This is a genomic window from Aminobacter anthyllidis (assembly GCF_018555685.1).
Taxonomy (GTDB): domain Bacteria; phylum Pseudomonadota; class Alphaproteobacteria; order Rhizobiales; family Rhizobiaceae; genus Aminobacter; species Aminobacter anthyllidis.
The window spans coordinates 572,487-597,692 of record NZ_JAFLWW010000001.1 but is presented as its reverse complement, the minus strand read 5'-3'; the positions used below and the strand labels follow the sequence as shown (position 1 = coordinate 597,692).

The 25,206-nt window shown below is 61.0% G+C and carries 33 protein-coding genes; 1 reads left to right on the top strand and 32 read right to left on the bottom strand.

Annotated elements, in window-relative coordinates; all coding sequences use genetic code 11:
* Positions 1–44 precede the first annotated feature (44 nt).
* The 29 genes from rpsK to rpsL all read right to left on the bottom strand — a co-directional run bounded on the left by rpsK (position 45) and on the right by rpsL (position 17,178).
* Entirely contained in the window at positions 45–434 is a 390-nt protein-coding gene (rpsK, locus tag J1C56_RS03270) for a 30S ribosomal protein S11 (protein ID WP_184774718.1), read from the bottom strand.
* A gap of 130 nt (positions 435–564) precedes the next feature.
* Entirely contained in the window at positions 565–933 is a 369-nt protein-coding gene (gene rpsM, locus J1C56_RS03265) for a 30S ribosomal protein S13 (RefSeq protein ID WP_214385920.1), read from the bottom strand.
* A gap of 188 nt (positions 934–1,121) precedes the next feature.
* Positions 1,122–1,712 (bottom strand): adenylate kinase, encoded by a 591-nt coding sequence (locus J1C56_RS03260; protein WP_214385918.1) that lies wholly within the window; start codon positions 1,710–1,712, stop codon positions 1,122–1,124.
* Positions 1,709–3,049, bottom strand: coding sequence for a preprotein translocase subunit SecY (gene secY / locus J1C56_RS03255; RefSeq protein WP_184774722.1), 1,341 nt, complete (start codon positions 3,047–3,049; stop codon positions 1,709–1,711). Before secY ends, J1C56_RS03260 begins: the two co-directional genes overlap by 4 nt.
* 133 nt (positions 3,050–3,182) lie before the next feature.
* Complete coding sequence (gene rplO, locus J1C56_RS03250; protein ID WP_184774723.1) at positions 3,183–3,656, bottom strand: 50S ribosomal protein L15; 474 nt, start codon at positions 3,654–3,656, stop codon at positions 3,183–3,185.
* A 21-nt stretch (positions 3,657–3,677) separates the two neighbouring features.
* Positions 3,678–3,875, bottom strand: a complete 198-nt coding sequence (gene rpmD / locus J1C56_RS03245; RefSeq protein WP_109577106.1) for a 50S ribosomal protein L30 — start codon at positions 3,873–3,875, stop codon at positions 3,678–3,680.
* 28 nt (positions 3,876–3,903) lie between these two features.
* The gene (gene rpsE, locus J1C56_RS03240) at positions 3,904–4,473 is read right to left on the bottom strand and encodes a 30S ribosomal protein S5 (protein WP_214385916.1); all 570 of its coding nucleotides are present in this window, start codon (positions 4,471–4,473) and stop codon (positions 3,904–3,906) included.
* A 128-nt stretch (positions 4,474–4,601) separates the two neighbouring features.
* Positions 4,602–4,961 carry a 50S ribosomal protein L18 gene (gene rplR / locus J1C56_RS03235; protein WP_214385914.1) on the bottom strand — a complete coding sequence of 120 codons (360 nt, stop codon included), beginning with the start codon at positions 4,959–4,961 and terminating at the stop codon, positions 4,602–4,604.
* Between the two features lie 87 nt (positions 4,962–5,048).
* Entirely contained in the window at positions 5,049–5,582 is a 534-nt protein-coding gene (rplF, locus tag J1C56_RS03230; protein WP_214385912.1) for a 50S ribosomal protein L6, read from the bottom strand.
* A 35-nt stretch (positions 5,583–5,617) separates the two neighbouring features.
* Positions 5,618–6,016, bottom strand: a complete 399-nt coding sequence (gene rpsH / locus J1C56_RS03225; RefSeq protein WP_067961896.1) for a 30S ribosomal protein S8 — start codon at positions 6,014–6,016, stop codon at positions 5,618–5,620.
* 12 nt (positions 6,017–6,028) lie between these two features.
* Entirely contained in the window at positions 6,029–6,334 is a 306-nt protein-coding gene (gene rpsN / locus J1C56_RS03220; protein ID WP_214385909.1) for a 30S ribosomal protein S14, read from the bottom strand.
* 27 nt (positions 6,335–6,361) lie between these two features.
* Positions 6,362–6,919 carry a 50S ribosomal protein L5 gene (gene rplE, locus J1C56_RS03215; RefSeq protein WP_184774729.1) on the bottom strand — a complete coding sequence of 186 codons (558 nt, stop codon included), beginning with the start codon at positions 6,917–6,919 and terminating at the stop codon, positions 6,362–6,364.
* Positions 6,912–7,226, bottom strand: a complete 315-nt coding sequence (rplX, locus tag J1C56_RS03210) for a 50S ribosomal protein L24 (RefSeq protein ID WP_214385907.1) — start codon at positions 7,224–7,226, stop codon at positions 6,912–6,914. Before rplX ends, rplE begins: the two co-directional genes overlap by 8 nt.
* Positions 7,227–7,238: 12 nt before the next feature.
* Complete coding sequence (gene rplN / locus J1C56_RS03205) at positions 7,239–7,607, bottom strand: 50S ribosomal protein L14 (RefSeq protein WP_006205457.1); 369 nt, start codon at positions 7,605–7,607, stop codon at positions 7,239–7,241.
* Between the two features lie 68 nt (positions 7,608–7,675).
* On the bottom strand, positions 7,676–7,915 hold the full coding sequence (rpsQ, locus tag J1C56_RS03200) for a 30S ribosomal protein S17 (protein ID WP_115732103.1): 240 nt from the start codon (positions 7,913–7,915) through the stop codon (positions 7,676–7,678).
* Between the two features lie 11 nt (positions 7,916–7,926).
* On the bottom strand, positions 7,927–8,127 hold the full coding sequence (rpmC, locus tag J1C56_RS03195; RefSeq protein WP_108608185.1) for a 50S ribosomal protein L29: 201 nt from the start codon (positions 8,125–8,127) through the stop codon (positions 7,927–7,929).
* 13 nt (positions 8,128–8,140) lie between these two features.
* Positions 8,141–8,554 carry a 50S ribosomal protein L16 gene (gene rplP, locus J1C56_RS03190; RefSeq protein WP_055976423.1) on the bottom strand — a complete coding sequence of 138 codons (414 nt, stop codon included), beginning with the start codon at positions 8,552–8,554 and terminating at the stop codon, positions 8,141–8,143.
* A gap of 27 nt (positions 8,555–8,581) precedes the next feature.
* Positions 8,582–9,301 (bottom strand): 30S ribosomal protein S3, encoded by a 720-nt coding sequence (rpsC, locus tag J1C56_RS03185; RefSeq protein ID WP_214385905.1) that lies wholly within the window; start codon positions 9,299–9,301, stop codon positions 8,582–8,584.
* Complete coding sequence (rplV, locus tag J1C56_RS03180) at positions 9,301–9,690, bottom strand: 50S ribosomal protein L22 (RefSeq protein WP_055976417.1); 390 nt, start codon at positions 9,688–9,690, stop codon at positions 9,301–9,303. The genes rpsC and rplV overlap by 1 nt, the downstream gene beginning before the upstream one ends.
* Position 9,691: 1 nt before the next feature.
* Positions 9,692–9,970 carry a 30S ribosomal protein S19 gene (gene rpsS, locus J1C56_RS03175; protein WP_055976414.1) on the bottom strand — a complete coding sequence of 93 codons (279 nt, stop codon included), beginning with the start codon at positions 9,968–9,970 and terminating at the stop codon, positions 9,692–9,694.
* A gap of 15 nt (positions 9,971–9,985) precedes the next feature.
* Positions 9,986–10,819, bottom strand: coding sequence for a 50S ribosomal protein L2 (gene rplB, locus J1C56_RS03170; protein ID WP_055976411.1), 834 nt, complete (start codon positions 10,817–10,819; stop codon positions 9,986–9,988).
* A 22-nt stretch (positions 10,820–10,841) separates the two neighbouring features.
* A complete protein-coding gene (locus J1C56_RS03165; RefSeq protein WP_067961884.1) occupies positions 10,842–11,135 on the bottom strand; it encodes a 50S ribosomal protein L23 in 294 nt (97 codons plus the stop codon).
* Entirely contained in the window at positions 11,132–11,752 is a 621-nt protein-coding gene (gene rplD, locus J1C56_RS03160) for a 50S ribosomal protein L4 (protein WP_214385903.1), read from the bottom strand. Before rplD ends, J1C56_RS03165 begins: the two co-directional genes overlap by 4 nt.
* Entirely contained in the window at positions 11,752–12,462 is a 711-nt protein-coding gene (gene rplC / locus J1C56_RS03155) for a 50S ribosomal protein L3 (RefSeq protein ID WP_214385901.1), read from the bottom strand. The genes rplD and rplC overlap by 1 nt, the downstream gene beginning before the upstream one ends.
* A 58-nt stretch (positions 12,463–12,520) precedes the next feature.
* Complete coding sequence (gene rpsJ, locus J1C56_RS03150; protein WP_006205468.1) at positions 12,521–12,829, bottom strand: 30S ribosomal protein S10; 309 nt, start codon at positions 12,827–12,829, stop codon at positions 12,521–12,523.
* 64 nt (positions 12,830–12,893) lie between these two features.
* The gene (gene tuf / locus J1C56_RS03145) at positions 12,894–14,069 is read right to left on the bottom strand and encodes an elongation factor Tu (protein ID WP_214385878.1); all 1,176 of its coding nucleotides are present in this window, start codon (positions 14,067–14,069) and stop codon (positions 12,894–12,896) included.
* 67 nt (positions 14,070–14,136) lie between these two features.
* Positions 14,137–16,227, bottom strand: a complete 2,091-nt coding sequence (gene fusA, locus J1C56_RS03140; RefSeq protein ID WP_214385899.1) for an elongation factor G — start codon at positions 16,225–16,227, stop codon at positions 14,137–14,139.
* Positions 16,228–16,259: 32 nt separating this feature from the next.
* The gene (gene rpsG, locus J1C56_RS03135) at positions 16,260–16,730 is read right to left on the bottom strand and encodes a 30S ribosomal protein S7 (RefSeq protein WP_067961877.1); all 471 of its coding nucleotides are present in this window, start codon (positions 16,728–16,730) and stop codon (positions 16,260–16,262) included.
* A gap of 76 nt (positions 16,731–16,806) precedes the next feature.
* The gene (gene rpsL / locus J1C56_RS03130; protein ID WP_008837709.1) at positions 16,807–17,178 is read right to left on the bottom strand and encodes a 30S ribosomal protein S12; all 372 of its coding nucleotides are present in this window, start codon (positions 17,176–17,178) and stop codon (positions 16,807–16,809) included.
* 475 nt (positions 17,179–17,653) lie between these two features.
* Between rpsL and J1C56_RS03125 the strand changes: the two genes are divergently transcribed.
* Positions 17,654–17,935, top strand: a complete 282-nt coding sequence (locus J1C56_RS03125; protein ID WP_214385897.1) for a transcriptional regulator — start codon at positions 17,654–17,656, stop codon at positions 17,933–17,935.
* Positions 17,936–17,963: 28 nt separating this feature from the next.
* On the opposite strand, the gene J1C56_RS03120 is transcribed toward J1C56_RS03125, so the two are convergent.
* From J1C56_RS03120 to rpoC, 3 genes are all read right to left on the bottom strand, one after another.
* Positions 17,964–19,385: an APC family permease gene (locus tag J1C56_RS03120; protein ID WP_246591086.1), complete on the bottom strand. Its 1,422-nt coding sequence runs from the start codon at positions 19,383–19,385 to the stop codon at positions 17,964–17,966.
* Between the two features lie 219 nt (positions 19,386–19,604).
* The gene (locus J1C56_RS03115; protein ID WP_214385895.1) at positions 19,605–20,699 is read right to left on the bottom strand and encodes an esterase-like activity of phytase family protein; all 1,095 of its coding nucleotides are present in this window, start codon (positions 20,697–20,699) and stop codon (positions 19,605–19,607) included.
* Positions 20,700–20,834: 135 nt separating this feature from the next.
* Positions 20,835–25,031 (bottom strand): DNA-directed RNA polymerase subunit beta', encoded by a 4,197-nt coding sequence (rpoC, locus tag J1C56_RS03110; protein WP_214385893.1) that lies wholly within the window; start codon positions 25,029–25,031, stop codon positions 20,835–20,837.
* Positions 25,032–25,206: the final 175 nt, after the last annotated feature.

Below are 25,206 nucleotides of genomic sequence, written 5' to 3'. Positions count from 1 at the left end.
AAACCGCAGACGAGCGCACAAGGCGCTCGCGCGGCGGTGAAATATTAGACGCGACGCTTCTTGCGCGGACGGCAACCGTTGTGCGGGATCGGCGTCACGTCGCGGATCGACGTGATGGTGAAGCCCGCAGCCTGAAGCGCGCGCAGAGCCGACTCACGACCCGAACCGGGACCGCAAACTTCGACTTCCAGCATACGCATGCCGTGTTCCTGTGCCTTCTTGGCAACGTCTTCAGCAGCCATCTGAGCAGCGAACGGGGTCGACTTGCGCGAACCCTTGAAGCCCTGCGCACCAGCCGACGACCAGGCAATCGTGTTGCCCTGTGCATCGGAGATGGTGATCATGGTGTTGTTGAAGGTCGAATTCACGTGGGCAACGCCCGACGAGATGTTCTTGCGTTCGCGACGGCGAACGCGGCCGGCTTCCTTAGCCATGGTAGTCCTTTCAGTTGATCTCTTCACCGCCGTAATACCAGCGGCTACACCAGCCTGCGTTTAAGGTGTCAGGCCGAACACCCGCCCATAAAAGGCGAAACCGGCGGGCCTAAACCCGCCGGGAATGAAATTACTTCTTCTTGCCGGCAATTGCCTTGGCCGGGCCCTTACGGGTGCGCGCATTGGTATGCGTGCGCTGGCCACGAACCGGAAGCGAACGACGGTGACGCAGGCCGCGGTAGCAGCCGAGGTCCATCAGACGCTTGATGTTGATCGAAACTTCGCGGCGCAGATCGCCTTCGACCTGATAGTCGCGGTCGATCGTCTCGCGGATCGACAGAACTTCGGCATCGGTCAGCTGGTTGACGCGACGCTCGGCCGGGATGCCGACCTTCTCGACGATCTCAGCTGCGAACTTCTTGCCAATGCCGTGAATGTACTGAAGCGCGATCACAACGCGCTTGTTGGTCGGAATATTTACGCCGGCTATACGAGCCATCTTTTCACTCCATTTGGGCCGGACAATGCCGGCGCTTCAAGTTGCCCCGCGTCCGGTGGAGGCCGGCCCTTGCGGGTTTTCCGTATCAATATGACTGTGCACCCTAATGGGCAAACAACATCATGCCTGAATGGAAGACGGGCCGCCATACTCCAGTACGGCCCGTCAGTCAAGCACGTCAGCTGTTTTTAGTGCGTGACCGCGGCGAGAACAGCTTCGATCTGCGCGGTAACATCGTCCATATCGGCCATGCCGTCGACCTGCTTGAGCAGGTCGTTGGCGTAGTAGTAGCCGATCAGCGGCGCGGTCTTCTTGTAGTACTCGCGCAGCCGTTCTTCGAACACCTCGGCGTTGTCGTCCTTGCGAACCGGCTGGCCAGCAGCATGTGCTTCCTCGGCGCGCTTCAGGATCCGACCAACAAGTGCCTTGTCGTCGACGACCAGTTCGATGACCACATCGAGATGCAAGCCGCGTTCGGCCAGCATGTCGGCGACCGCATCGGCCTGCGCCAGCGTGCGCGGATAACCGTCGAGGATGAACCCCTTGGCGCAGTCGTCCTGGTCGATGCGCTCGGCGACGATCGCGTTGACGATCTCGTCTGAAACCAGTTCACCGGCGTCCATGACGGCCTTGGCGCGCTTGCCAACTTCCGTTTCAGCCTTCACCGCGGCCCGCAGCATGTCGCCAGTCGACAATTGCGGGATGCCGTGCTTCTCGACCAGTCGTTGCGCTTGCGTCCCCTTGCCCGCTCCCGGCGGCCCAAGCAAAATCAGCTTCATCTTCCCCTCTTACCTCCACGGAGCTTCGACTTCTTGATCAGCCCCTCATACTGGTGGGCGATCAGGTGACCCTGAATCTGCGCCACGGTATCAAGGGTTACATTGACCACGATCAGAAGCGAAGTACCACCAAGGTAGAACGGAACGCCGGTAGCCGAAATCAGGAACTCGGGCATCAAGCAGACAAAGACGAGATAGGCAGCGCCGATGACCGTGACGCGCGTCAGCACGTAGTCGATATATTCCGCCGTGCGCTCGCCGGGGCGATAGCCTGGGATGAAGCCCGAATGCTTCTTCAGCTGGTCGGCCGTGTCCTTCGGATTGAACACGATCGCCGTGTAGAAGAAAGCGAAGAAGACGATCATCGCGGCGTAGAGCAGCATGTACAGCGGCTGGCCATGGCCAAGTGCTGCCATCATCGTGCTCACCCAGCCGGGCAACGTGGCGGTGTTCGAGAAGCCCGCGACGGTTGCCGGCAGAAGCAGCAGCGACGACGCGAAGATCGGAGGAATGACGCCGGCGGTGTTCAGCTTCAGCGGCAGGTGCGACGTATCGCCCTGGAACATGCGGTTTCCCACCTGGCGCTTCGGATACTGGATCAGAAGGCGGCGCTGGGCACGCTCGAAGAAGACGATCAGCGCGATGACGACGACCGCGAGCACGATGATCGCTAGAATCAGGCCGGTCGACAGGGCGCCGGTGCGGCCGAGTTCGAGCGTACCGCTGATGGCGCTCGGAAGGCCTGCGACGATGCCTGCGAAGATGATCAGCGAAATGCCGTTGCCGATGCCGCGCGCGGTGATCTGCTCGCCAAGCCACATCAGGAACATGGTGCCGCCGACAAGCGTGATGACGGTCGAGGCGCGGAAGAACATGCCCGGATCGGTGACGATGCCGTTGCCGCCCTCAAGACCGGCGGAGATGCCGTAGGCCTGAACGACCGCAAGAAGAACGGTGCCGTAGCGGGTGTACTGGTTGATGACCTTGCGGCCCTGCTCACCTTCCTTCTTCAACGCTTCAAGCGACGGAACGACCGACGTCATGAGCTGCATGATGATGGAGGCGGAGATGTAGGGCATGATACCGAGCGCAAAGAGCGCCATGCGCTCAACAGCACCACCGGCAAACATGTTGAAGATGCCGAGGACGCCGCGGCTTTGCTGGGTGAAAGCCTGCGCGAATGCGTCGGGATTGATTCCCGGGAGCGGGATGTAGGTACCGAGGCGGTAGACCAAAAGCGCGCCAAGGGTGAACCAGATACGCTTCTTGAGATCTTCGGCCTTGGCGAAGGCTGCGAAATTCAGATTGGATGCTAGTTGTTCAGCAGCCGATGCCATTCAGGGTACTCCGCTTGGTCACGCCGAAATGCCGCGATGGGCGCGGCGCGTGTCACCGAAGCCACGAGATAGGCTCCGGACGGCAAACATGCAAGCGGCGGTATCTCTACCGCCGCTTACTTTGCAAAGCCTTTTACTCGGCAGCTGCCACTTCAGGCAGCTTCACCGATCCTCCAGCCTTTTCGATCTTCTCGATCGCCGGCTTGGAAGCGCCGGCAACGTCGAAGGCCACCTTGGCCTTGAGTTCGCCGTCGCCGAGGATGCGAACGCCGTCCTTGACGCGGCGAATCACGCCGGCCTTGACGAGGGCTTCCGCCGTCACGGTCTCCTTGGCGTCGAGCTTCTTGGCATCGATCGCGACCTGGATGCGGGCCAGCGAAACGGTGTTGTAGCTCTTGGCAAAGATGTTGGTGAAGCCGCGCTTCGGCAGGCGACGATAGAGCGGCATCTGGCCACCCTCGAAGCCGTTGATCGCGACGCCCGAACGAGCCTTCTGGCCCTTCACGCCGCGGCCGCCGGTCTTGCCGGTGCCGGAGCCGATGCCACGGCCAAGACGCTTCTTGGAGTGGGTCGCGCCGGCGTTGTCACGCAGATCGTTGAGTTTCATCTTCTATCTCCTGCGATCGGCCTACGCCTCGTCCACAACGCGGACGAGATGCTGGACAGCTGCGATCATGCCGCGCACGGAAGGAGTATCCTCCAGGGTGCGCTTGCGATGCATCTTGTTGAGGCCGAGGCCGACCAGCGTGGCACGCTGTTCCTTCGGCCGGCGGATCGGGCTACCGATCTGCTCGACGGTGACGGTCTTGGTTACTTTCTTGGCCATGGTCATTGTCCCTGGTCAGCTCGAGCGACTATTCTTCAGCCGCTACGGCGGTGCCGCGGCGGGCCTGAAGCGTCGAATACTTGATGCCGCGCTGTGCAGCCACATCCTTGGGATGCATCTGGCTCTTCAGCGCATCGAAGGTCGCACGAACCATGTTGTATGGGTTCGACGAACCCATCGACTTGGCGACGACGTCGTGCATGCCTAGCGTCTCGAAGACAGCGCGCATAGGACCGCCGGCGATGATGCCGGTACCCAGCTTGGCAGAACGCAGCAGAACGCGACCAGCGCCCCAACGGCCTTCAACATCGTGATGCAGAGTACGGCCCGAACGGAGCGGCACAAAAATCATGTCGCGCTTGGCCGATTCGGTTGCCTTGCGGATCGCTTCCGGCACTTCGCGGGCCTTGCCGTGACCAAAGCCAACGCGGCCCTTCTGGTCGCCGACAACGACGAGTGCTGCAAAACCGAAACGCCGGCCGCCCTTGACGACCTTGGCAACGCGGTTGATGTGGACGAGCTTGTCGACGAATTCGCTGTCGCGCTCTTCGCGGTCACGGCTACGGTCGCGACCACCTTCCCTACGTTCTTGTGCCATATTCCTATCCTTATTTTTTTCCGGAAGCACGGGGGTTAAAAACCAAATCCGGCGTCTATAGCGTCGCCGGATTTATTGCAACTGATCAGTGATGCGGCGCAGCGCCGCGCGCTACGCCGTAAACTGCATCAGACGTTGAGGCCACCTTCACGCGCAGCTTCGGCAAGTGCCTTGATGCGGCCGTGATAGATGTAGGCGCCACGATCGAAAACGACGTCCTTGACGCCAGCCTTCGAAGCGCGCTCGGCGATCAGCTTGCCAACCGCGGTCGCAGCAGCAGTGTCTGCACCGGTCTTGAGCGTGCCCTTGAGATCCTTCTCGAGGGTCGAGGCAGCAGCGAGCGTGCGGCCGTTGGCGTCGTCGATGACCTGGACGTAGATATTCTTCGACGTGCGGTGAACCGACAGGCGCGGACGGCCGTTGGCGACCTTCTTGATCTGGCGGCGGATGCGCGCCGAACGGCGCAGAGTGGTTTCTTTCGAAGCCATAATAGTGGTTCCTTGCCTTCTGAAACGGGCGCGGCCATCTGCGGTAAGCCAAAATGCTTCCCGCGACCGCGCACCGCGGCGTTGTTGTTACTTCTTCTTGCCTTCTTTGCGGACGATCTTCTCGCCTGCATAGCGCACGCCCTTGCCCTTGTAGGGCTCGGGGCCGCGATATTCGCGGATCTCGGCGGCAACCTGGCCAACCTGCTGCTTGTTGATGCCGTTTATCACGATTTCGGTCGGCTTCGGCACCGTAATGGTGATGCCTTCCGGCGTCTGGTAGACGACGTCATGCGAGAAGCCAAGTGCGAGCTGCAGGTTCTTGCCCTGGAGCGCTGCACGGTAACCGACGCCGGTGATCTCGAGCTTCTTTTCGAAGCCGTCCTTTACACCCGTCAGGATGTTGACGATCTGGGTCCGCGACATGCCCCACTTGGAGCGCGCGTCCTTCGACTGGTCGCGCGGCTGAACAGCGATCTCGCCATTTTCCATCGTGACCAGAACTTCGTTGTTGACCACGAACTTCAGCTCGCCCTTGGGGCCCTTCGCCGTGACGGTCTGACCATCAACGGCGGCGGTGACGCCCTGCGGAAGCTGAACGGGTTTCTTGCCAATACGAGACATAGTCCTCGTGCCTTTCTTGTTTCAGCCTACGCAGATCAGAAGATCTGGCAGAGGATTTCCCCGCCGACGTTCTGTTCGCGCGCTTCGTGGTCGGCCATCACGCCCTTCGGGGTCGAAAGGATCGAGATACCGAGGCCATTGGCAACAGGCGGAATCGACTTGGACGAGACGTAGACGCGGCGGCCCGGCTTGGAGACGCGGGCGATTTCGCGGATAACCGGCTGGCCGTCGAAGTACTTCAGCTCGATTTCGATCTCGGACTTGCCGTTTTCGAAGTCGGTCTGGCTGTAGTCGCGGATGTAACCTTCCGCCTTCAGCACGTCGAGGACACGAGCGCGCAGCCTGGACGCCGGCGTCGACACGGTCGACTTCTTGCGGCCATAGGCATTGCGGATGCGGGTCAGCATATCGCCGAGAGGATCACTCAAAGACATATCAAATGCTCCTTACCAGCTCGACTTGACCAGGCCGGGGATTGCTCCCGTCGAACCCAGGTCACGAAGCGCGATACGCGACATCTTAAGCTTGCGATAATAGGCACGCGGACGGCCGGTGATTTCGCAGCGATTACGGATACGGATCTTGGCCGAGTTGCGCGGCAGCGCGGCGAGCTTGAGCTGCGCGCGGAAACGTTCCTCGATCGGCTTGGACTGATCCATGATGACGTCCTTGAGAGCCTTACGCTTGGCAGCGTACTGGTCCACAAGCTTGCGGCGCCGGTTATTCTTCTCGACTGAGCTGGTCTTTGCCATTTCAGATTTTTCCTTTTCTCGCTGCCGTTACTGCCGGAACGGGAAGTTGAAAGCCTTGAGCAGAGCCCGGGCCTCTTCATCCGTCTTGGCGGTCGTGCAAACGATGATGTCCATACCCCACATCTGATCAACCTTGTCGTAGTTGATCTCGGGGAACACGATATGCTCCTTGAGGCCCATAGCGTAATTTCCGCGGCCGTCAAAGCTTTTCGGGTTCAGGCCGCGAAAATCGCGAACGCGCGGCAGTGCGATGTTCACGAGACGGTCCAGAAACTCGTACATGCGCTCCTGGCGAAGCGTCACCTTGGCACCGATCGGCATCTGCTCGCGCACCTTGAAGCCGGCGATCGACTTGCGGGCGCGGGTGATGACCGGCTTCTGGCCGGCGATCATTGCCAGGTCCTCGGCTGCAACGGCGGGCTTCTTCGAATCCGCGGTGGCTTCGCCGACACCCATGTTGAGCACGATCTTGTCGATGCGCGGAATCTGCATGACGTTGTCGTACTTGAACTGTTCCTGCATCGCCTGGCGGATGGTCTCGTTGTAGACCGTCTTCAGACGCGGAGCGTTGGTTGCGTTAGCCATTGATGACTTCTCCCGAGCGCTTCGCGACACGGACCTTCGTGCCGTCCTTCTGGACCTGGAAGCCGACGCGGGTCGCCTTTCCGTCCTTGGGGTCGGCAAGCGCGAGGTTCGACAGATGGATCGGCGCTTCCTTGGTGATGATCCCGCCCTCTTGGGTCTGGGATTGCTTCTGGTGGCGGCGGATCATGTTCACGCCGCGGACAAGTGCCTTGTCTTCCTTCGGCTGAACAGACAGCACCTCGCCGGTGCGGCCCTTGTCCTTGCCGGCCAGAACGACAACCTTGTCGCCTTTACGGATCTTCTGCATTGTTCCGGCTCCTTACAGCACTTCGGGCGCGAGCGAGATGATCTTCATGTGGTTCTTGGCGCGGAGTTCGCGCGGAACCGGCCCGAAGATACGCGTGCCGATAGGTTCTTTCTTGTTATCGACAAGAACGGCCGCGTTCTTGTCGAAACGGATCACGCTGCCGTCCGGGCGACGAATGTCCTTGGCCGTGCGAACCACGACCGCCTTCATCACATCACCCTTCTTTACGCGGCCGCGCGGAATGGCTTCCTTGATCGACACCACGATGATGTCGCCAACAGAAGCATACTTCCGCTTCGAGCCGCCCAGCACCTTGATGCACATGACACGACGGGCGCCGGAATTATCCGCGACGTCGAGGTTTGTTTGCATCTGAATCATGACTGGCCGCCTTCTTCTTCTCTAACGGGATGGGCTACCGCCCTCCCCGGCTTGTCCAAAATTCGTTGTTACGCCTGGTCCGGGGTAATGACGACCCAGCGCTTGTCCTTGGAAATCGGCTTCGATTCCTGGATAGCCACCTGATCGCCTACCTTGTGGGCGTTGTTTTCGTCGTGCGCCTTGTAGTTCTTCGACATACGCACGGTCTTCTTCATCACCGGGTGCGTGAAGCGACGCTCGACCTTGACGACGACCGTCTTCTCGTTCTTGTCGCTGACGACCGTACCCTGCAGGATGCGCTTTGGCATGGTTTTCGTCCTTAAGCCTTCTTGCCGGCCGATTTTTCGGCGGCGATGGTCTTGATACGCGCGATGTCCTTACGAACTTGCTTCACGCGCGCCGTCTTTTCCAGCTGACCGGTCGCCTTCTGGAAGCGCAGGTTGAACTGCTCCTTCTTGAGGCTGCCGAGCTCGTCGGTGAGCTGGTCCTGGGTCTTCGTCCTGATGTCCGAGGCTTTCATGATCAGCCCTTCCTTATTCTGCGATGCGCTGAACGAAGCGCGTCCTGACCGAGAGCTTGGCGGCGCCGAGACGCAGCGCTTCACGCGCCACTTCCTCGGAAACACCATCGATCTCGAACATCACGCGACCTGGCTTGATGCGGCATGCCCAGTAGTCGACGGCGCCCTTGCCCTTACCCATGCGGACTTCGGTCGGCTTCGACGTGACCGGAACGTCTGGGAAAATACGGATCCAGACGCGGCCCTGACGTTTCATTTCGCGGGTGATCGCGCGGCGAGCCGCCTCGATCTCACGCGCGGTGACGCGGTTTGGCTCAAGCGCCTTCAGTCCGAAGCCGCCGAAATCCAGGTTGGTGCCACCCTTCGCGGTACCGTGGATGCGGCCCTTGAACTGCTTACGGAACTTTGTGCGCTTTGGCTGCAGCATCGTTCTAACTCCAAATTCCTATGCGTGTCAGGCGTTTTCGCGACGACGGCGCTCGGGGCGCTCGCCAGCATGCGAATGCTCGCCTTCGGTTGCGCGACGCTCGGAAGCCATCGGATCATGCTCAAGGATCTCGCCCTTGAACACCCACACCTTGACGCCACAGATGCCGTAGGCGGTCTTTGCCTCGGCAGTGCCGTAGTCGACGTCAGCGCGCAGGGTGTGCAGCGGAACGCGACCTTCGCGATACCACTCCATACGAGCGATTTCAGCGCCGCCGAGGCGGCCCGAGCAGTTGATGCGGATGCCCTCTGCGCCGAGACGCATGGCCGACTGCACCGCGCGCTTCATGGCGCGACGGAAGGCAATGCGGCGCTCGAGCTGCTGCGCGATCGACTGAGCGACCAGCGTAGCGTCGGTCTCCGGCTTGCGAACCTCGACGATGTTGAGGTGCGTCTCGGACTTCGTCATCTCCATCAGCTTCTTGCGAAGCTTCTCGATGTCGGCGCCCTTCTTGCCGATGATCAGGCCCGGACGTGCGGCGTGAATGGTCACGCGGCACTTCTTGTGCGGACGCTCGATCACGACCTTGGAGATCGCGGCCTGCTTCAGCTCGTTCTCAAGATACTTGCGGATCTTGATGTCTTCGTGAAGCAGCTGGCCGTACTCGCCGGTATTTGCATACCAGCGCGAGTCCCAGGTGCGGTTGATGCCGAGGCGGAGACCAATAGGATTGATTTTCTGGCCCATTATGCGGCCTCCCCTTTCTCTTCGACTTCACGAACGACGATCGTGAGGTGCGAAAACGGCTTCTCAATGCGGCTGGCGCGACCACGGCCACGAGCGTGGAAACGCTTCATGACGATCGACTTACCGACAAAGGCTTCCGCCACCACCAGTGCATCGACATCGAGGTCGTGATTGTTTTCCGCGTTGGCGATAGCCGATTCGAGGGTCTTCTTAACCGTTCCGGCGATGCGCTTGCGCGAAAATTCCAGATCCGAAAGCGCGGTCGCTACCTTCTTGCCGCGGATAAGCGCGGCAACGAGGTTGAGCTTCTGCGGGCTGACCCGGATCGTGCGGAGAACCGCACGTGCCTCGTTGTCAGCAAGCCTGCGCGGAGCTTTGGCCTTGCCCATGTTACTTCCTCTTTGCCTTCTTGTCCGCGCCGTGACCGTAGTAGGTCCTGGTGGGAGCGAACTCACCGAACTTGTGGCCGACCATGTCCTCGTTCACCGAGACCGGGACGTGCTTCTGGCCGTTGTAGACACCGAAGGTGAGGCCGACGAACTGCGGCAGGACGGTGGAGCGACGGCTCCACATCTTGATCACCTCATTGCGACCACCTTCACGAACCTTCTCTGCCTTCTTGAGCAGATAGCCGTCAATGAACGGGCCTTTCCAGACTGAACGAGTCACTGGCGTTACCTCTTCTTAGCTCTTGCGCTGATGGCGCGAGCGCAGGATGAACTTGTCGGTCGCCTTGTTGGACCGCGTCTTCTTGCCCTTGGTGGGCTTGCCCCACGGGGTCACCGGATGGCGTCCGCCCGAGGTGCGGCCTTCACCACCGCCGTGCGGATGGTCGACCGGGTTCATGGTCACGCCGCGGTTGTGCGGGCGCTTGCCACGCCAGACCGTGCGGCCTGCCTTGCCGTCGTTGATGTTGCCATGGTCCGGGTTGGACACGGCACCGACGGTGGCTATGCAGAGACCGCTGACGACGCGCTGTTCACCCGAGTTGAGGCGAAGGATCGCCATGCCCTGGTCGCGGCCGACGAGCTGGGCGTAGGCACCAGCCGAACGAGCGACCTGGCCGCCCTTGCCGGGCTTCAGCTCGATGTTGTGCACGATCGTGCCGACCGGCATCGAAGCGAGCGGCATTGCGTTGCCCGGCTTCACGTCGACCTGCTCACCAGCGATGATCTTGTCGCCGGCCTGCAGACGCTGCGGAGCAATGATGTAGCTCAGCTCGCCGTCGTCGTACTTGATCAGCGCGATGAACGCGGTGCGGTTCGGATCGTATTCCAGACGCTCGACCGTGCCGACAACGTCGAACTTGCGACGCTTGAAGTCGATGATGCGGTACGAACGCTTGTGACCACCGCCGATGAAGCGAGCCGTGATGCGACCGTAGTTGTTACGGCCGCCCGACTTCGTCAGGCCTTCGGTCAGACCCTTGACGGGCTTGCCCTTGTGCAGGCCCGAGCGGTCGACGATGACCAGCTGGCGGGTGCTCGGCGTTACTGGCTTGAATTTCTTAAGTGCCATTGTCCTGTCCTCTCAGCCCAGCTCAGAGACCCGTCGCGACGTCGATCGACTGGCCATCTGCCAGCGTCACTACCGCCTTCTTGACGTCGCTCTGGCGGCCGATCGTGCCGCGGAAGCGCTTCACCTTGCCCTTGCGGACCAGGGTGTTCACAGCAGTCACCTTCACGCCGAACAGCGCTTCGACGGCAGCCTTGATCTCGGGCTTGCTCGCCTTCTTGGCGACATTGAAGACGACCTGGTTGTTTTCAGAAGCCATGGTCGACTTTTCGGTGATCGCCGGGCTGACGATCACGTCGTAGTGGCGGAGATCCGTCATTTGAAGCGCTCCTCGAGAGCCTCGACGGCGGCCTTCGAAAGGACCAGCGTGCCGCGGCGCAGAATGTCGTAAACGTTGATGCCCTGGATCGGCAGGACATCGATGTTCGGGATGTTGGTCGCTGCGCGCTTGAAGTTGACGTCAAGCTCAGCACCGCCAATCACCAGGGCGTTGGTCAGGCCCAGCGTCGCGAAGTTCGCCAGCAGTGCCTTGGTCTTGCCCTCGGCGAGCGTCAGCTCGTCGACGATGATCAGGTTCGATGCCTTGGCCTTGGCCGACAGGGCGTGCTTCAGGCCGAGAGCGCGGACCTTCTTGGGAAGGTCATGCTCGTGGCTGCGAACGACCGGGCCGTGGGCCTTGCCGCCGCCGCGGAACTGCGGAGCGCGTGCCGAGTGGTGACGGGCGCGGCCCGTACCCTTCTGCTTGTACATCTTGGCGCCGGTGCGTGCGATTTCCGCGCGACCCTTGGCCTTGTGCGTGCCCTGCTGTTTCTTGGCGAGCTGCCAGCGCACGACGCGCTGGAGAACGTCTTCGCGCGGGTCGAGGCCGAAGATCTCTTCCGAGAGCTCAACCTTGCCGGCATCTAAGCCTGCGAGGGTTGTAATCTTGAGGTCCATTATTCCGCTCCCTCGTTGGCCGGAGCCTTGTTGCTGGCAGCGCGGATCGCGGCCGGCTTCGGCGCGTTCTCAGGAAGCGCAACCTTTGCGGCGTCGCGAACCAGGATCCATGCACCCTTCGAACCCGGAACCGCACCGCGGATCAGGATGAGACCGCGATCGGTGTCGGTCGAGACGACTTCGACGTTCTGGGTGGTGACGCGAACGTCGCCCATGTGGCCGGCCATCTTCTTGCCCTTGAACACCTTGCCCGGATCCTGGCGCTGACCAGTCGAACCGTGAGTACGGTGCGAGACCGAGTTACCGTGGGTAGCGCGACCGCCACCGAAGTGGTGACGCTTGATAACGCCCTGGAAACCCTTACCGATCGTCGTGCCCGTCACGTCGACCTTCTGGCCGGGGACGAAATGCTCAACGGTGATCTCCGAGCCGACATCCAGCATGTTGTCGGCGGAAACGCGGAACTCCGCGACCTTCGACTTCGGCTCGACGGAAGCGGCAGCGAAGTGACCGCGCAACGCCTTCGTCGTATTCTTGACCTTGGCCAGGCCAACGCCGAGCTGAACGGCGGTGTAGCCATTCTTCTCTTTGGTCAGCTGTGCCACGACCTGGCAGTTCTCCATGCGGAGAACGGTGACGGGAACGTGTTCGCCAGCGTCATTATAGACGCGGGTCATTCCCACCTTCTGTGCAATTACACCTGAACGCATCGGTTCGTTTTCCTTCAGAGGAGCCGGTTGGATCTTCTCGCGCGGCTCATGTTAGCTCTTAGAGCTTGATTTCGACGTCGACGCCTGCTGCGAGGTCGAGCTTCATCAGAGCATCGACGGTCTGCGGGGTCGGATCGACGATGTCCAGCAGACGCTTGTGCGTGCGCATTTCGAACTGCTCGCGGCTCTTCTTGTCGACGTGCGGCGAGCGGTTCACCGTGAACTTCTCGATCCGCGTCGGCAGCGGGATCGGGCCGCGAACATTGGCGCCGGTGCGCTTCGCGGTCGACACGATCTCACGCGTCGAAGCGTCGAGAACCCGGTGGTCAAACGCCTTGAGGCGGATGCGGATATTCTGTCCGTTCATGGTCACTTCCTTGTTCTGGCGCGGCGCGGGCGTATTCCCGCCCGCGACAGATCGTTAATTCGGATTATTCTTTGATCGAAGCGACGATGCCGGCGCCGACGGTACGGCCACCTTCACGGATAGCGAAGCGGAGCTTCTCTTCCATGGCGATCGGCACGATCAGCTCGACATCGACGGTGATGTTGTCGCCGGGCATGACCATCTCGGTGCCTTCCGGCAGCGTCACGATGCCGGTCACGTCAGTCGTGCGGAAGTAGAACTGCGGACGGTAGTTGGTGAAGAACGGCGTGTGACGGCCACCCTCTTCCTTGGTCAGGATGTAGGCTTCAGCCACGAACTTCTTGTGCGGCTTGACCGAACCCGGCTTGCACAGGACCTGACCGCGCTCGACGTCTTCACGGCCAACGCCACGGATCAGCGCGCCGATGTTGTCGCCAGCCTGGCCCTGGTCGAGCAGCTTGCGGAACATTTCAACGCCGGTAACCGTCGTCGACGTGGTTGCCTTGATGCCGACGATCTCGACAGTCTCGCCAACCTTGACGATGCCGCGCTCGACGCGACCGGTGACGACGGTGCCGCGGCCCGAGATCGAGAACACGTCTTCGATCGGCAGCAGGAACGGACGGTCGATCGGACGCTCAGGCGTCGGGATGTAGGCGTCGACAGCGGCCATCAGCTCGCGGATCGCGTCTTCACCGATCTTCTTGTCGGAATCGTTGAGTGCAGCAACAGCCGAACCCTTGATCATCGGAATGTCGTCGCCCGGATATTCGTACTTCGACAGCAATTCGCGAACTTCGAGCTCGACCAGTTCGAGCAGCTCGGCGTCGTCGACCAGGTCGACCTTGTTGAGGAACACGACGAGTGCCGGAACGCCGACCTGGCGGGCGAGCAGGATGTGCTCGCGGGTCTGCGGCATCGGGCCGTCGGCGGCCGACACGACCAGGATCGCGCCGTCCATCTGGGCGGCACCGGTGATCATGTTCTTCACATAGTCGGCGTGGCCGGGGCAGTCGACGTGGGCGTAGTGACGAGCAGGCGTCTCGTATTCGACGTGGGCCGTCGAAATGGTGATGCCGCGAGCCTTTTCTTCAGGCGCTGCGTCGATCTGGTCGTAGGCCTTGAACTCGCCGAAATACTTGGTAATCGCCGCCGTCAGCGACGTCTTGCCGTGGTCAACGTGACCAATCGTGCCGATGTTCACATGAGGCTTATTACGCTCGAATTTACCTTTTGCCATGTGAGGTCTCCATTCTTGCTAGCCCGATAAGGGCGTTGAATTAATAAAACGCTGCAATTCGTTGGAATTACGCGTATTTCTTTTGAACTTCCTGAGCGACCGCGGTCGGAACCGGCTCGTAGTGGTCGAACTGCATCGTGTACTGGGCGCGGCCCTGTGACATCGAACGCAAGCTGTCCACGTACTTGAACATGTTGGCCAGCGGCACCATCGCGTTGACGACGACGGCGATACCACGGCTTTCCTGGCCCTGGATCTGGCCACGACGGCTGTTCAAGTCGCCAATGACGTTGCCGACATAGTCTTCCGGCGTCACGACTTCGACCTTCATGATCGGCTCGAGCAGCTGGACACCCAGCTTCGGAGCGGCTTCGCGAAGGCAGGCGCGGCCGGCGATTTCGAAGGCGAGCACCGAGGAGTCGACGTCGTGGTAGGCACCGTCGATGAGCGTCGCCTTGACGCCGATCATCGGGAAGCCGGCGAACGGACCAGACGACAGAACGCTGCGGAGGCCCTTGTCGACGCCGGGGATGTATTCCTTCGGAACCGAACCGCCAACGATCTTCGAGTCGAAGACGAAATCTTCGCCCTCTGGGTTCGGTTCGAACACGATCTTGACGCGAGCGAACTGACCGGTACCACCCGACTGCTTCTTGTGGGTGTAGTCCTGCTCGTGGGTGCGGGTGATCGTCTCGCGATACGCAACCTGCGGCGCGCCGACGTTTGCCTCAACCTTGAACTCGCGACGCATGCGGTCGACGATGATGTCGAGATGCAGCTCGCCCATGCCGGCGATGATGGTCTGACCCGACTCTTCGTCCGACTTGACGCGGAACGAAGGATCTTCAGCAGCCAGGCGGTTGAGCGCGAGGCCCATCTTTTCCTGGTCGCCCTTGGTCTTCGGCTCGATCGCGATCTGGATGACCGGCTCGGGGAATTCCATGCGCTCTAGGATGACCGGGTGCAGCGGATCGCAGAGCGTGTCGCCGGTGGTCGTTTCCTTGAGGCCTGCCAGAGCGACGATGTCGCCAGCGAAAGCCTCGTCGATGTCGGAGCGCGAGTTCGAGTGCATCTGCAGCATACGGCCGAGACGCTCTTTCTTGCCCTTGACGGTGTTTTCGAGCGAAGCGCCCTTGACCACCTTGCCCGAATAGATGCGGCAGAAGGTCAGCGAGCCAACGAACGGGTCGTTCATGATCTTGAAGGCCAGCATCGACAGCGGCTCGCTGTCGTCAGCATGACGCTCGATCTCGGCTTCGGTCTTGGCGTCGATGCCCTTGATGGCGGGAACGTCGAGCGGCGAAGGCAGGAACTCGACGACGCCGTCGAGAAGCGGCTGCACGCCCTTGTTCTTGAAGGCCGAGCCACAGAACATCGGGAAGAACTTGACGGCGATGGTGCCCTTGCGGATCAGCGCGCGCAGTTCGTCGTTCGTCGGCATCTTGCCTTCGAGGTAGTTCTCGAGAGCCGTCTCGTCCATTTCGACGGCGGTCTCGATCATCTTCTCGCGGAACTCGTCGGCCTTCGCCTTGAGGTCGTCCGGGATCTCGACGACATCCCAGGCAGCGCCCAGGCTCTCGTCGCGCCAGACCAGCGCCTTCATCTCGATAAGATCGACGACGCCCTTGAACTCGGACTCAGCGCCGATCGGCAGCTGGACAGCGACCGCAGTGGCGCCGAGGCGCGACTTGATCATGTCATAGGAGCGATAGAAATCCGCGCCGATCTTGTCCATCTTGTTGCAGAAGATCATGCGCGGGACGTTGTACTTGTCCGCCTGGCGCCACACGGTCTCGGTCTGCGGCTCAACACCAGCGTTGGCATCGAGCAGCGCGATGGCGCCGTCGAGAACGCGCAGCGAACGCTCGACTTCAATGGTGAAGTCGACGTGGCCGGGGGTGTCGATGATGTTGAAGCGGCGCAGATTGCCGTCACGGCCCTTCCAGAAGGTCGTGGTCGCAGCGGACGTGATCGTGATGCCGCGTTCCTGCTCCTGCTCCATCCAATCCATGGTGGCAGCGCCGTCATGGACTTCGCCGATCTTGTGCGACTTGCCCGTGTAATAAAGGATGCGCTCGGTGGTCGTGGTCTTGCCGGCGTCGATATGCGCCATGATACCGAAATTGCGGTAGTCTTCGATCTTATATTCGCGGGCCATGGGAGGTGCCTCTCAGTCGTTCGGTCGCGCTATTACCAGCGGTAGTGCGCGAAGGCGCGGTTGGCTTCCGCCATCTTGTGGGTGTCTTCACGCTTCTTCACGGCGGTGCCGCGGTTGTTAGCCGCATCCATCAGCTCGCCCGAGAGGCGGTCGACCATGGTGGTCTCGTTGCGGTTGCGGGCGGCAGTGATCAGCCAGCGAATGGCGAGTGCCTGACGGCGCTCGGGGCGCACATCGACCGGAACCTGGTAGGTAGCGCCGCCGACACGACGCGAACGCACTTCCACGTGCGGCGCGACATTGTCGAGCGCCTGATGGAAGACGGTGACCGGCTCCTGCTTGGTCTTAGCCTGGACCTGGTCGAGCGCACCATAGACGATCGTTTCGGCGATCGACTTCTTGCCGTCATACATGACGGCATTCATGAACTTGGTGACAACCAGATCGCCAAACTTGGGATCCGGGTTGATTTCGCGCTTATCTGCACTGTGACGACGGGACATGTTCTTGTCTCTCAAACTTGGCCGGCGCTCTATTACGCGGAGAACCTCGCGCAGCGCCTAAATTGCAGAACCCGAATTACTTCGGACGCTTCGCACCGTACTTCGAACGACGCTGCTTGCGGTTCTTCACGCCCTGCGTGTCGAGCACGCCGCGGATGATGTGATAGCGCACACCCGGAAGATCCTTCACGCGGCCGCCGCGGATCATAACCACGGAGTGCTCCTGAAGGTTGTGGCCTTCGCCGGGGATGTAGCCGATCACTTCAAAACCATTGGTCAGGCGGATCTTCGCGACCTTGCGCAGAGCCGAGTTCGGCTTCTTCGGCGTCGTCGTATAGACGCGCGTGCAAACGCCCCGCTTCTGCGGGTTGGCCTGCATGGCCGGAACCTTGTTGCGCTTCACCGGCGCAATGCGCGGCTTGCGGATCAGCTGGTTGACGGTAGGCATTAAACCCTCTTGTCTCTCAATTCCGTGTCTCAAGCCCGTTCGGGGCGGCTTCAAGCGCAAAATCCATACGCGAATTCGGGCCCCAAACCGCGATCTGCGGTCTTGCCCGAACAAAGGCAGAGGAAGCGAATCCGCTTCATGCACGCCGGAAATGTCTTCTCGCTCGTAAAAAACGAACCCTGTTTGAGGTGAACTCTAAAGCTTGTCGCTTCGGAAAGACCAACCTCACATCGGCTCAGACGAGGCGGTATCTACTCGCATGACCGCGAACCGTCAAGCCCGTCCCCTTAAAAACCTTAACGAAACCGGGGCTTCCGGCGGTGTAAGGGGCCTGGAGCAATTTTATTGCGCTGCAACATAGCGCGGAAGCCGATTTGTGACACTGTTTACCCTGTCTCGCATCCGCTCTTCATGCGAAAATCGACGAAACCGGGGCGAATCCCCCCTCAAACGAATCTAAATCCAGGGAATCACCATGAACGACAACGACGAACGGCCTGTGACAATCATCACCGGCCGAGTCTGGCGCAAGAAGGGAGGAAAGCCCGAAGGCGCGCATATCATGCTCGTCGCACCAGATGACGACACCGCCGTGCGCATGGCGCTCGACGCGCTGGCCAAGGAGGGCTACGCGGAAGCCGAACTGGACCAGATCGGCGACATGCAGGGCGAACCCGAAGACGAGCCGCACATCTCCGCCTATCAGGGTGCGCTGGAAGGCGAGGTCTCGATCGTCACCTTCAACGAGCCGTTCTGACCCCGCATCCCATTTGGATGCGCCGAGGTCAGTTGACCGGCCCTGCCCCGCCGATGTCAGCCATGTCAGGTTCGGCGGGCTTCTGGCCAGTGGCGCGATTGACCAGCACGGTCACGAACCACAGCACCACGCCAATGCCGATCAGGACGCCGGCGATCTTGTATTGGACCGGATCGCGCCCCGTCCACGGTCCGGCAAAGAAGGCGCAAGCCACGGCCCCCAGGATCGGCAGCGGCGTCGGCGTCCGGAAGTGATCGTGCCCTACCGTGTCCTTGCGCAACACCAGCACCGCGATGTTGACCACGGTAAAGACGCACAGCAACAGCAGTGCTGTCGTGCCTCCCAGTGCCGGAACCTCGCCAACGAAGGTAATCAGCGCGAAAGCAAGCAAGGTGGTGAAGCCGATCGCGATGTAGGGCGTGCGGCGTGAGGCATGAACCTTGCCGAGCACTTCCGGCAACACATGTTCGCGGCTCATGCCATAGACGAGGCGGCTGGCCATCAGCATATTGATGAGCGCGCTGTTGGCGACAGCGAACATGGTGATGAAACCGAATATCTCGACCGGAAAGTTCGGCGCGCCGGCCTGAACCACCTTGAGCAGGGGCGTTTCGCCCTCGCCCAGTTGTTCCGGCGGCACCAGAGTGATCGCAGAGATCGACACCAGCACATAGATCACGCCGGTGATCAGCAGTCCGGTCAGCAGCACCTTCGGGAAGATGCGCGTCGGGTCCTTGCACTCCTCGGCCATGTTGACCGAGTCCTCGAAGCCGACCATGGCAAAGAAGGCAAGCGTGGTCGCCGCGATCACCGACCAGAAGGCGCTGCGGTCGGGCGCCGAATGGAACTCCATCACCCTGGAGACATCGCCCTCGCCCGCACCGATCGCCCACAGACCGATGACAATGATGATCATCAGGCCGGTGAATTCGACGCAGGTCAGCACGACATTGGCTTTGACGCTCTCGCCGACGCCGCGGAAGTTTACCGCCGCGACCACTGCCATGAACCCCAGACCGATCAACGTGATGCCGTAGGTTCCGGTGAGGCCGAGATCGAAGGCGCCCGACAGATTGGCTGCAAAGGCGCGCGAGGCGGTCGATGCAGAGGTGATGCCGGAGCACATCACAGCGAAGGCGACGATGAAGGTGATGAAATGGATGCCAAACGCCTTGTGGGCATAAAGGGCGGCGCCGGCCGCCTTCGGATATTTGGTGACCAGCTCGAGATAGCTGAAGGCGGTGATGACGGCGACGATGAAGGCGACAAGGAACGGCAGCCAGACCACACCACCGACCTGCTTGGCCACCTGCCCCGTCAGGGCGTAGATGCCAGTGCCGAGAATATCGCCGACGATGAAGAGCAGAAGAAGCCAGGGGCCCATCACACGATGGAGGCTCGGCTCGACCGATACCGCCTGTCCTTTCGCATCGGAGGGGACGTCGGTCATCGGGCACTCCTCTTTGGGCTGATGCACTTCGAGGCAAAGGCTATTTTTGTAAGTTCACGATGTCAAACGGCCCAAATACATTAGCCTCACCTTGGGGAATGCGCTGCACAGCCGCAAATCGACGCCAGGCCGGCGAGATTGCGAAGAAAAACCGCCGGATCGCTCCGGCGGCATTTTGCGAGTCGTCGAGATGCTTGCGGCCAATGGGGCAGCAACCGGTCAATTCGTGGCAGCGTCGAGTTTCAGCACAACGAACTGCGTGAACTGTTCCGAGCTGAAGTTGTTGTCCGAGGCAATGACCAATGTTCGCTGGCCGTCTACCTCCGGGCCCCAGCTCACCGACTCGATGTTGTCGATGTCGAGCCCGAAGTCGCCCTCCCCGATCTTCAGCACTTTGCGCTTGGACATCGCTTTTGCCCCGACGTCCTTGATCGAGCCAGCATCCTTGATGTTTGTCGCACCTGAGAAGCTCGCCAGGTAGAAATCTATCTCGCTGCCGATACCAAGCGCGAAGGAACGTTCGACCGTCAAAAGCTCATCAGGTCCAAAGAACAGGAATTCGGAGAGCCCGTTGTCGTTGTAGTGCGGCTCCTTCGTCGCCTTGGCGAAGATCGGCCCGTTTTCATAGACATACTCGACCGCGACAGTGCCGCTTGCGATATCGAAGCCGATGATGCGCGATGGGCTGCCAGCCTCCAGCGTCGCCTTTTCGCCGTCTTGGGCCAGTGCGTTCTCGGTCCCTGCCCAAAGGGTCTTGCCGTCAGGTGAAATGGCGAGGCTTTCGAACGAAAGGTTGCTGCGAACGCCGCGGGTCTTGTCAGCATTGGGCAGATAGGCTTCGGGAATGACGAAGCTCCTGATTTGGCTGCCGTCGGGCTTGGCTTCGTAGATCGCCGGCCGGCCGGCGGCATCGCCCTCGCTCGACCAGAATATCCGATTTGCCGAAGCATCGAAGCGGATCGCCTCGGGGTCGACATCCTTCCTGGCGAAGAGAGTGCCTTCGGCCTTGCGCAGATCATGACTCGACACGATGTCAATGCCGTGGACGCCTTTGCCGTCGATCGCAAGCTTCAGCGTATAGAGCCGCGCCGGCGCACGTTCCGAGCGGTCGTCCGAAATGGCGTAGAACAGCCCGTTCGCGGCATCGTAGTCGAGGCCGGAGATGCCACCGAACTCGGTTCCCGCAGTTTTCAGCCCGGTCGGCAGGACGATCTCACCGAGCAAGGTCGCCCTGAACGGCGCAGCATCCTGCGCGTGGGCGGTCACAGCTGCCGAAGCCAGCAAGCCAGCAATGGCGGAAACAAGAAACTTCATGATGACGACCACCTGCAATGCGCGTTGAACCAGCATTGCTAGCGGCGGCATTTGACAGCGGCATGAAGCCAAGGTGTCGCCCAAATGAAAAAAGGGGGCCGAAGCCCCCTTTCCCAGTTCTTCCAAACGACGCCCTTACTGAGCGGCGTTGACCATGTCGGTCAGGATCGGCTCGGCGATCTCGACACCCGAGAGCTTGCGGCGCTCGTCGAGGATCAGTTCGTCGCGCGAGGTGGCGATGCGCCGGATCTGGCTCATCATGCCGCCCGTGCCGGCCGGGATAAGACGGCCGACGATGACGTTTTCCTTGAGACCCTGCAGCATGTCGGTCTTGCCGGCGACTGCAGCTTCGGTCAGCACCCTGGTCGTTTCCTGGAAGGAAGCGGCCGAGATGAAGGACGGCGTCTGCAGCGATGCCTTGGTGATGCCGAGCAGAACCGGCTGACCTTCGGCAGGCTTCTTGCCTTCCTCGATCAGGCGATCGTTGACCTCGTCGAACTCGATGACGTCGACATGATCGCCCGGGATGTAGATCGAGTCGCCCTGTACGGTGATCTCGACCTTCTGCAGCATCTGACGAACGATGACCTCGATGTGCTTGTCGTTGATCGACACGCCCTGCAGACGGTAGACTTCCTGGATTTCGTTGACGAGGTAGGACGCAAGCGCCTCCACGCCCTTGATGGCCAGGATGTCGTGCGGTGCCGGATTGCCGTCGAGGATGTAGTCGCCCTTCTCGATGGCGTCGCCATCCTGGAGATGGAACGGCTTGCCCTTCGGGATCAGGTATTCGACAGGCTCAAGCGTCGAGTCATGCGGCTCGATGATGATGCGGCGCTTGTTCTTGTAGTCGCGGCCGAAGCGGACCGTACCATCGATCTCGGCGATGATGGCGTGATCCTTCGGACGGCGGGCTTCGAAGAGCTCGGCAACACGCGGCAGACCGCCGGTGATGTCCTTGGTCTTCGCGCTTTCCATCGGGATACGCGCCAGAACGTCGCCGGGCTGCACATGCGCACCCGGTTCGACCGACAAAATGGCCTCGACCGAGAGCAGGAAGCGCGCATCGCCACCCTTCGACAGCTTGCCGACCTTGCCCTTGGCGTCCTGAACGACCATCGCCGGCTTCAGATCGTTGCCGCGCGGGGTCGAACGCCAGTCGATGACCTCACGCTTGGTGATGCCGGTCGACTCGTCGGCCGTTTCCTGAACGGAAATGCCGTCGACCAGATCCTCGAACGCCACACGGCCTTCGATTTCGGTGAGGATCGGACGGGTGTAGGGATCCCACTCGGCGACGCGCTGGCCGCGCTTCACCTTGTCGCCATCGTCCACGAAGATACGCGAACCATAGGTGACACGGTGCGTGGCACGCTCCTTGCCGGCTTCGTCGAGGATCAGGATCGCCATGTTGCGGCCCATCACGACGAGGTTGCCGTCGGAGTTGCGAACCACGTTGCGGTTGCGGATCTCGACCTTGCCCTCATACGAGGCTTCAAGGAACGAGCTGTCCACCACCTGCGCGGTGCCGCCCATGTGGAAGGTACGCATGGTGAGCTGCGTGCCCGGCTCGCCGATCGACTGAGCAGCAATGACGCCGACAGCTTCGCCCTGGTTGACAGGGGTACCGCGTGCCAGGTCGCGACCGTAGCAGACCGCGCAGACGCCGACCTTGACTTCGCAGGTCAGGGCCGAACGGATGCGGACGGACTGGACGCCAGCCTTCTCGATGACCTCGATGTCGCGCTCGTCCATCAGCGTGCCGCCCTTGACCAGCAGATCGCCAGTGACCGGGTGGTTGATGTCATCGAGCGACGTACGGCCGAGGATACGCAGACCGAGCGAAGCGACAACCTGGCCGGCATCGACGATCGGCTGCATGGTGAGGCCCTTGTCGGTGCCGCAATCAACCGAGTTGACGATGCAATCCTGCGCCACGTCGACGAGACGACGGGTCAGGTAGCCGGAGTTGGCCGTCTTCAGAGCGGTATCCGCGAGACCCTTGCGGGCGCCGTGGGTCGAGTTGAAGTACTCGAGAACCGTCAGACCTTCCTTGAAGTTGGAAATGATCGGCGTCTCGATGATTTCACCCGACGGCTTGGCCATCAGGCCGCGCATACCGGCAAGCTGACGCATCTGGGTGGGCGAACCACGCGCACCGGAGTGCGACATCATGTAGATCGAATTCATCGGCTTCTGACGGCCGTTGTCTTCGAACTCCACCGCCTTGATGCGGGCCATCATTTCGTCGGCGACCTTTTCCGAGCACTTGGCCCAGGCGTCGACGACCTTGTTGTACTTCTCGCCCTGAGTGATCAGGCCGTCATTGTACTGCTGCTCGTATTCCTTGGCCAACGCCTCGGTGTCGGCGACCAGCTTCTCCTTGGTATCGGGGATCAGCATGTCGTCCTTGCCGAACGAAATGCCGGCGCGGCAGGCATGGGCAAAGCCCAGAGCCATGATGCGATCGCAGAAGATGACCGTCTCTTTCTGACCGCAGTGGCGGTAGACGGTGTCGATCATCTTGGAGATGTTCTTCTTGGTCATCTCCTGGTTGGCTGTGTCGTAAGGCACGTTGACGTTCTTCGGCAGCAGCTCGCCGATGATCATGCGGCCAGGCGTGGTGTCGTGGATCTTGGACACGACATTGCCGTCGGCGTCGACCGTACGGAAGCGGCCCTTGATCTTGGCGTGCAGCGTGACAGCCTTGGTCTCAAGCGCGTGCTGGAGTTCGCCCATGTCGGCGAACGCCATGCCCTCGCCCGGCTCGTTCTGGTTGACGATCGAGAGATAGTAGAGACCGAGAACCATGTCCTGCGACGGCACGATGATCGGCGCGCCGGAAGCCGGGTGCAGGATGTTGTTGGTCGACATCATCAGCACGCGTGCTTCGAGCTGAGCCTCGAGCGACAGCGGAACGTGGACAGCCATCTGGTCGCCGTCGAAGTCGGCGTTGAAGGCCGTGCAGACGAGCGGGTGCAGCTGTATGGCCTTGCCTTCGATCAGAATGGGCTCGAAGGCCTGGATGCCTAGGCGGTGCAGCGTCGGCGCACGGTTCAGCAGCACCGGATGCTCGCGGATGACCTCGTCGAGGATATCCCAGACTTCCGGCTTTTCCTTCTCGACCAGCTTCTTGGCCTGCTTGACGGTCGAGGAGTAACCCTTGGCGTCGAGGCGGGCATAGATGAACGGCTTGAACAGCTCGAGCGCCATCTTCTTCGGCAGGCCGCACTGGTGCAGCTTGAGCTCCGGACCGGTCACGATGACCGAACGGCCGGAATAGTCGACGCGCTTGCCGAGCAGGTTCTGACGGAAGCGGCCCTGCTTGCCCTTGAGCATGTCGGACAGCGACTTCAGCGGACGCTTGTTGGCACCGGTGATGACGCGACCACGGCGACCGTTGTCGAACAGTGCGTCGACGGCCTCCTGCAGCATGCGCTTTTCGTTGCGGATGATGATGCCAGGCGCACGCAGCTCGATCAGCCGCTTCAGACGGTTGTTACGGTTGATGACGCGGCGATAGAGATCGTTCAGGTCGGAGGTCGCAAAGCGGCCGCCATCCAGCGGGACCAGCGGGCGCAGGTCCGGCGGGATCACCGGCACGACCTTCATGATCATCCACTCGGGACGATTGCCCGATTCCATGAAGTTCTCGACGACCTTGAGCCGCTTCAGATACTTCTTCTGCTTCAGCTCGGACGTGGTCGTGGCGAGCTCGGAACGCAGATCGCCGGCGATCTTTTCGAGATCCATGCCGGCGAGCAGGTCGTGGATGGCCTCAGCGCCGATCATGGCGGTGAACGAATCCTCGCCATACTCGTCGACTGCGATCTGGTACTCTTCTTCGCCAAGGAGCTGGTGCTCCTTGAGCGCGGTCAGGCCCGGCTCGGTGACGATGTAGTTCTCGAAATAGAGAACACGCTCGATATCCTTGAGCGTCATGTCGAGCAGCGTGCCGATGCGGCTCGGCAGCGACTTCAGAAACCAGATGTGGGCGACGGGCGCTGCGAGCTCAATGTGGCCCATGCGCTCGCGGCGAACGCGCGACAGCGTCACTTCGACGCCGCACTTCTCGCAGATGACGCCCTTGTACTTCATGCGCTTGTACTTGCCGCACAGGCACTCGTAGTCCTTGATCGGGCCAAAGATACGGGCGCAGAACAGCCCGTCACGCTCCGGCTTGAAGGTGCGGTAGTTGATCGTCTCCGGCTTTTTGATTTCGCCGAACGACCAGGACAGAATCTTCTCAGGGCTGGCGAGCGAAATCCGGATGGAATCGAACACCTGCGCAGGCGCCTGGGGGTTGAAGAGATTCATGACCTCTTGGTTCATGCCGTTCTCCTTTTCGGGGCCCACGAAAGCCCCTTTTCATCTTGTGCGGGCCAGAGCGCCCGCCTGCTGTGTCGGCCGTCGCCGAAAAATTCTCATCGAACGAGCGCGATCAGTACCCAACATCGGGGATCGTGCTCAGCGGCGACGCCGCGGGAAAATCCCGCGGCGTGCCTTT